At 43.8% G+C, this 7,408-nt stretch carries 4 protein-coding genes and 1 pseudogene; 4 read left to right on the forward strand and 1 reads right to left on the reverse strand.

What is annotated here, in order from left to right:
• Positions 1 to 514: 514 nt before the first annotated feature.
• Positions 515 to 1,654: a hypothetical protein gene (locus FVR03_RS23300; RefSeq protein WP_147924180.1), complete on the reverse strand. Its 1,140-nt coding sequence runs from the start codon at positions 1,652 to 1,654 to the stop codon at positions 515 to 517.
• 491 nt (positions 1,655 to 2,145) lie between these two features.
• On the opposite strand from FVR03_RS23300, the gene FVR03_RS23305 reads away from it, so the two are divergent.
• The 4 genes and pseudogenes from FVR03_RS23305 to FVR03_RS23315 form a co-directional block, all read left to right on the forward strand.
• Positions 2,146 to 3,651: a glycine--tRNA ligase gene (locus FVR03_RS23305; protein WP_147924181.1), complete on the forward strand. Its 1,506-nt coding sequence runs from the start codon at positions 2,146 to 2,148 to the stop codon at positions 3,649 to 3,651.
• 511 nt (positions 3,652 to 4,162) lie between these two features.
• Positions 4,163 to 6,232: a cation:proton antiporter gene (locus FVR03_RS23310; protein ID WP_147924182.1), complete on the forward strand. Its 2,070-nt coding sequence runs from the start codon at positions 4,163 to 4,165 to the stop codon at positions 6,230 to 6,232.
• Positions 6,233 to 6,778: 546 nt separating this feature from the next.
• A complete protein-coding gene (locus FVR03_RS24655) occupies positions 6,779 to 6,937 on the forward strand; it encodes a hypothetical protein (RefSeq protein WP_187270282.1) in 159 nt (52 codons plus the stop codon).
• A 117-nt stretch (positions 6,938 to 7,054) separates the two neighbouring features.
• Positions 7,055 to 7,408: pseudogene (locus FVR03_RS23315) on the forward strand (hypothetical protein); the annotation flags it as partial.

A 7,408-nucleotide genomic window follows, 5' to 3' on the forward strand; every position in this document is an offset into this window, starting at 1 on the left:
TGTTAGGCTAAAGCCGTAACATCTAAAAAGCCACTAAAAAAACGAGTGACACAGTTCTGTTTACACTCCCTCGTGCTCTAGCCACGGCCGGTTTTTTTATGCCCGACCCTTGACACATCTGGAGCCAAAAAGTCTTCGGAAGGTCATTTCCATTTGAATAATTTGATTGCTGCTTGTTTGTTAATGATTGTTTAATAGCTGCATTATTAAATTGTTTCTCTTATGGTATGAAACCTGAATAAGCAGGAGAGGAAGGAGTAGATAAGTAAATTAAAATAAAAAGATACAAGCCTGATTTATTCCCGATATAAGGCAGCATAAGGAAAAGCAGCTTGTACAAAGTAGTTACTGCTAACTATAATGTAGCAGTTCGACTTGTTGAAAAATCAATCGGATTCGTGCGTAAAGCTGCAATAAAGTCAGATAGGCAAAAAATTATACACAAGCTGTTGCTCCGGCACAAAACAAAAAAGGCCGGATAAACCGGCCTTTCTGTTGTTGTACATACTGCTTCTTATTTAAACAGGTAAGCTTTAATTTCTTCCTGAATAACCGGGTTAATGGCCACTGCCAGAATAACAGAAATAATAAGGCCAATGGTAACAGAAAGAATGTCCTTACCAATAAGACGAAACGTTTTAGTAAACTTTTCGCTGTTGTCATGGGCACGTAGGCGCATTCCAAGCTCACGGCCGGCCAGCAAACCGATAAACACCCAAGTGGTACTCATCGGAACATTGTTAACTTCCTTAAAATAGAAAAGGATAAGCGAGTAGACCAGGTCAATAATGGTGGCGCTTCTTACGTCGCGTACTTCCGATTTCTCGTTGATGATGTTCTGGATCCTGTCGCCTTTCTTGTAGAAAAGGAAGCCAAGCCCCAGGAAGATGAACAGCGTGAAGATCAGGAACTCATATACATTTAGTTGGCGCGGCAGGTAAACGGCAATGTTAGCCAAATCCTGTGCTAGCCAGATATACCACAGAAACCCACTGATCAGCCATTGGGCCACCACCCAGGCACCGTGCGCTTCACCCTTTATAAAGCGTTTAATTACTTTGGTAAGCAGCAGGTAAATGATTAAGGCAGATATAAAAGCCAATACATAACCGGCAATGCTTTTATTGATCATGCTGAGTATGGTGCCCGAAGTAGCGGTAAAAACGCTCAGGAGCATAAACGTGGTAGAAACCGGGATCCGGAACCTGGTCAGCAGCAAAAGAATGATAGGAGCCGCAAGCTGCAGAAATACAAAATTGGTGGGTGTTTTGTCAAGACCTGGTGTGGCAAGGCGCTGGTAAGACACATCGCCATCAAAAACAACCCAGCTGTAGGTTATGGTAGCTACAAAGATAAGGCCCATAAACAGCCATTGCCAGTACCACTTCTTGTCTTCATTAGAACCTATAAACGTTCCGATGGTCTGTATACTGTCGTTAGCAATAGCAGAGTAGCCCGCAAAAGCAAACCCTATCCACATAGCAACGGAGGCATAAGGATATACCAGGCCTGCAATAATAAACGAGAAAGCGATGAAGTAAAGAAACTTCTTTTCCTTCTGGAAAACAACGTCAAACAGGCCGAGTCGCTTTGTGAACTTGTGAGGTTGGTTAGGTACAACGGGCTTATTTCTTCCTTTTTTACGCTTAGCCATTTTGTATTTAATTGTTCAATTAGTAAAAACCGTGCAAGTTAGAATAAATTGCGTTGCGAACGAGCACGCCTTATCAGAAATAATTAAGCCATTGCCTTAAATGTGGATTATAGACAGCGACACAACTTATCGGAATTTGCTTCACTTTTTAAATAAATTATAAAAAGTAGTGTATCGTTTTTCTAAAGGTGATATAATTTCTGATTCCGATAAGTTAAGATGCAGTCTATAGCAGGAAATAAGTGATATCAGAAATTATCATATTTGAAATTCAAAATAAAGGAAATACGTAGCTTAGCGGCTAAAACTGTAAAGTACGTTTGGCATAATAAAGCTGTGATAATAAATCGGCGACTTCCAAATGAAAAACTGATAGAAATGCTTCTAAAGGAGCTAGGACACCACATTTTTCAATATTTCAAATTTTTTAATTTCTAATTTTTAATTTGACGATGCTCCTTAATCAGTATTGAATCAACTATCTTTGCGACATGGCGACACAAGAGAAAACACCAGTAGAAAACACACAACTAAAAGATATTATCTCGCACGCGAAAGAGTATGGGTTTGTATTCCCATCGAGCGAGGTGTACGATGGCCTGCAAGCCGTTTACGATTATGGGCAAATGGGGGTGGAGTTGAAAAACAACATCAAGACCCTGTGGTGGAAATGCATGACCCAGCTAAACCAAAATGTGGTAGGCCTGGATGCTGCCATTTTTATGCACCCGCTTACTTGGAAAGCATCAGGCCACGTAGACAGCTTTAACGATCCGATGATCGATAACAAAGACTCTAAGAAACGCTACCGTGCCGATGTGCTGATAGAGGAGAAAGCTGCCCAATACGAAAACGCCGGCGATATGGAAAGAGCCAGGGCTCTGACTGCTGAAATGGGCAAGTTGCTGGAAGTGGAAAATCTGGACGGCGTACGCGAATTAATCATCAGAGAAGACATTAAATGCCCGATTTCCGGTACTACTAACTGGACCGAGGTACGCCAGTTTAACCTGATGTTCTCCACACAGGTTGGTTCTGTGGCCGAAGAGTCGAGCACTATTTACCTGCGCCCCGAAACAGCTCAGGGTATATTTGTGAACTTTCTGAACGTGCAGAAAACCGGCCGTATGAAAGTGCCTTTCGGTATTGCACAAATCGGTAAAGCCTTCCGTAACGAGATTGTGGCCCGCCAATTCATCTTCAGAATGCGTGAGTTTGAGCAGATGGAAATGCAATTTTTTGTGCGCCCTGGCACCGAAATGGAGTGGTACGAGCAGTGGAAAAATACCCGTAAAAAGTGGCACGAGGCTATCGGAATCCCATCTGACAAGCTACGTTTCCACGACCACGACAAGCTGGCGCACTACGCCAATGCCGCAGTGGATATAGAGTACCAGTTTCCGTTCGGATTTAAAGAGATAGAAGGTATCCACTCCCGCACCGACTTTGACCTGAGCCAGCACCAGGAGCTGAGCAAAAAGAAAATGCAGTACTTCGACAACGACCTGAACGAAGCTGGTAAACCATTCGGTAACTATATACCATACGTAATCGAGACATCAGCAGGAGCTGACCGCCTATTCCTGATGACGCTCTGCAACGCTTACCAGGAAGAAGAAATAACAGAAGGAGACGCTACCAAAACACGTACCTTCCTGAAGCTGCACCCGGCACTGGCTCCTGTTAAAGCTGCCATACTTCCGCTTACCAAAAAAGACGGATTGCCAGAAAAAGCTACTGAGATCTACAACGACCTGAAATACGATTTCAACCTGATTTACGAAGAGCGCGACAGCATAGGCAAACGCTATACCCGCCAGGACCTGATCGGAACGCCGTTCTGTATTGCCGTAGATCACCAGACGCTGGAAGACAACACCATTACCGTACGCGACCGCGATTCTCGTGAGCAAGTGCGTTTACCAATCAGCGAGCTAAAAGCTTATATAGAAAAAGCAGTTTCGTTTAAGAGCATCTTCGAGACACTTGAAAAATAATAGTAGTACTAAAACTTATTCAAAAGTAACAGCCCGTGGCGTAAAGTCATGGGCTGTTGCTTTTATAGAACGCTTGAGTTGAGCCTTGCTTCCTAAGCACCAATTGCCGCCACCATCATAGCAGATAGCTGGCGAAGCAGGCGCTAAGCTTCTTTAGCTACTAGTCCTTGTTTAGTTATGTGGTGTAATTTACTTTTTTACCTATTCTCAATTTCTCTTCTCCTGCTTTAAATCTATATATTTCCAAGCTGGAAACCAGCACATCAAACCAATAGTACTTCCATTAAATTATTAGAATGAAAATGCCCTTCAGAATACTTTATAGTGCTTTTAAAGCTGTTTATCCACAAGGGTGTGGTTTCTGAAGCTGACTATCAGTAGCTAATTTTCTGAAGCACTTCCACACGAAATCTCATTCTTTGCCCATCATTTGCAGAATCTGTAGGAGTAGAAGCAATCTTATAATTGCGTATCTTGTTAGTTGGAAACCTACAGCCGCTCCATAAATTCTATGACTCTGAATCTAGAAAATTACTTTCCTGATTATTTCCCTATAAAAGATCCGGTGCTGATCTTTTCACTGGTGCTTTTTATCATTCTGCTCGCGCCAGTGCTTCTCAAACAGATCAAAATTCCCAGCATTATCGGACTGATTCTGGCAGGCGTGGCTATCGGGCCGAATGGGTTTAACATGCTGCTGCGCGACCAGGGCATTGTGCTGTTCGGTACAGTTGGGCTGCTGTACATCATGTTCCTCGCCGGCCTCGAAATCGACATGAACGACTTCAGGAAGAACAGAGGGAAAAGCCTGGTGTTTGGCAGCCTGACGTTCTTTATCCCGATGACGCTGGGAACACTGGTGTCGTTGTACGTGCTGCATTTTAACTGGCTCTCGTCGGTGTTGCTGGCCAGTATGTTTGCATCGCACACGCTCCTCACGTACCCCATCGTGAGTCGCCTTGGCATTACCAAAAACCGGGCAATAAACATTACTGTAGGCGGAACCATCATTACCGATACCGCAGCCCTTTTAGTGCTGGCAGTTATAGCTGGGGCAACAGCCGGAGAACTCAATACGCAATTTTGGATCAGGCTCACCATCTCGCTCCTTATATTCTCAGCTATAGTGTGGTTCGGCTTCCCCCGGTTTACGCGTTGGTTCTTTAAGAATTACGAAACAGATGGCGTATCGCAGTATATATTTGTGCTGGCAATGGTGTTTCTGGCTGCCTTTTTAGCCGAGATAGCGGGTGTAGAACCTATCATCGGGGCCTTCCTGGCGGGGCTGGCACTGAACAGGCTCATCCCACATTCGTCTCCGCTCATGAACCGGATCGAGTTTGTAGGCAGTGCGCTTTTTATACCGTTCTTCCTGATTGGCGTGGGTATGCTCGTAGACCTGCGGGTGCTGGTGCGTGGCCCGGAGGCACTGATAGTAGCTGGTGCCATGATTGCTGTTGCTGTTACGGCCAAATGGCTGGCGGCCTGGTTGAGCCAGAAGATCTTCCGCTTCTCCAGCACCGAAGGGTTGCTTATGTTTGGCCTGAGCAACTCCCAGGCTGCGGCTACACTGGCTGCCGTGCTGGTTGGTTTCCGGCTGGGCCTGCTGAACGAGAATGTACTGAACGGTACCATCCTCATGATTTTGGTCACTTGCATCATCAGCTCCTTTGCCACCGAAAAAGCTGCTGTAAAACAGGCCATGATCGAGAGCAGCCAAACCCCTGACGTATCTGAAATTCCGGAGCGCATACTCGTGCCCATTGCGAATGCCCAAACCATGGAGCGGCTCATCGATTTTGCCGTGCTCATGAAAAATCCCAAATCCATTGAGCCCATTTACCCGCTGGCCCTGATCAAAGACGATGAGCAAACAAAGGAGAATCTGCTGGAAAGTAACAAGCTGCTCAAAAAAGCCAAGAACTACGCCGCCGCCACCGATACCGAGGTAGCCGTACTTACGCGTGTGGATATCAGTATTACAAACGGTATTGTGCGGGCCATTAAAGACCTGATGATCACAGAGGTTGTGATTGGCTGGAACGAGAAGGTATCCACAAAAGACAGAATCTTTGGAGGGCTGCTCGACAAGCTGCTGCGCAAAACAGGAGAGATGGTGCTGGTAGCAAAGTTCATTCAACCTATTAATACAATCAAAAGAATAAAAGTGCTTGTGCCTCCCAAAGCAGAGTTTGAGCCTGGCTTTGTGCATTGGGTAAATACTGTTCGTACCATAGCCCAACAACTGGGCGCACCGCTTGTTTTTTATGGTTCAGATTTCACAAACAAGCGCATTGCTACGGTTTTTAAAGAAACCAAGGCCAGTATAAACGTAAAGTATGTGTTATTCGAAGACCTGGAGGAGTTCCTGATTCTAGGTCGGGAGGTTGAGCAAGATGAGCTGTTTATTGTAATCAGTGCCCGATCCGGGAGTGTATCATACAACACTATGCTGCACAACATTCCGAAAATGCTTTCGAAGCACTTCCTGCAGAACAGCTTCGTTATGATTTACCCGGAACAGCACTCTATTGATACTGCCAATGCCGATCCTATGGAAACACCTGCTATCTCCTTTTAACTTTAGAAACCGGAAAAACAGAATATTTTAATTCATTAAGTTTAAATATTATGTTAAGTAAAAAATATCTTACATTAAGGACCTTATACCATAAAGAGGAGCAAGGCGCTGTTGTGAATAAAAGTTATAGAAATCCCCTTCCAAGTAATTAAAGCTAGTATGGGTAATTATTATAAACAGCTACTTTTCGTAATTATTTAAATCAAAACAGCCTTCCAAAGAGAATTTTATCAAAATCGCTCAAGGGTAAAGCCACCATTAATGGAGTACATAAGGATTCAGATAACTAAAGTAGCAATTCTATTGGACAAAAATTAAACTTTATCTATAGTAGCTAAGGCTGAAGAGTGTAATTGATTATGTTAGCATAAAGAACCTGAAATGCTGTTATAATAAGATGAAGGCTGTAAGCTAACTATTTATCCACTGTTCCTAAGATTATAGGAATATATGAATTATATAATTTTTCGTTGATAGAAAGAGTAAGGTAGTTTAAGCTAAAAGTAGTTGCCATCCGTAAAAGAGAAGATTTTAACGATGGAAACTATGGCAGCATCAAAAGATAAAAATAACCTGAAAGAGAATAACCCTTGCTGGAAAGGCTATGAGCCGGTGGGTATGAAGGAGAAAAACGGGAAAGAAGTACCTAACTGTGTTCCCAAAAACGATTCCTCCAAATCAAGTTCATCAAGTAAAAATAAGTAGAACACCACTAAAGCCTCGGCCACAGCTGAGGCTTCTTTTATGCCCTAAGTGCCTTCGTGCTAAACTACCAAACATAAAACAATCTAATTCGCTACCTTTGCCGAATTGTAGCGGATTATGTGGAATAGAATAGCACTATTTATAATTAAGAACAGGCTGCGGCTGATCATCCTGTTAGCCATTCTGCCATCTTTTATGGCCTACCACGCCAAAGACGTGGAAATGTCGTATGATTTTGCTAATGTAGTGTCGCAGGACGATCCGGGCATGGTGTACTCCCAGCGCTTTAAACAGACCTTCAGCAAAGACGGCAATGTGCTGGTAACCGGAATGCAGGACAAAAGCATTTTCCAGCTCCAGAACTTCCGGGAACTGAAGGTGCTTTCGGATGAGCTTCTGACAATGGAAGGAGTAAAAGCAGTTATCTCGCTGCCCAACCTGATTACCATTAAAAAAAACACTGCCGAACGG

The organism is Pontibacter qinzhouensis, from assembly GCF_008017455.1.
GTDB lineage: Bacteria > Bacteroidota > Bacteroidia > Cytophagales > Hymenobacteraceae > Pontibacter > Pontibacter qinzhouensis.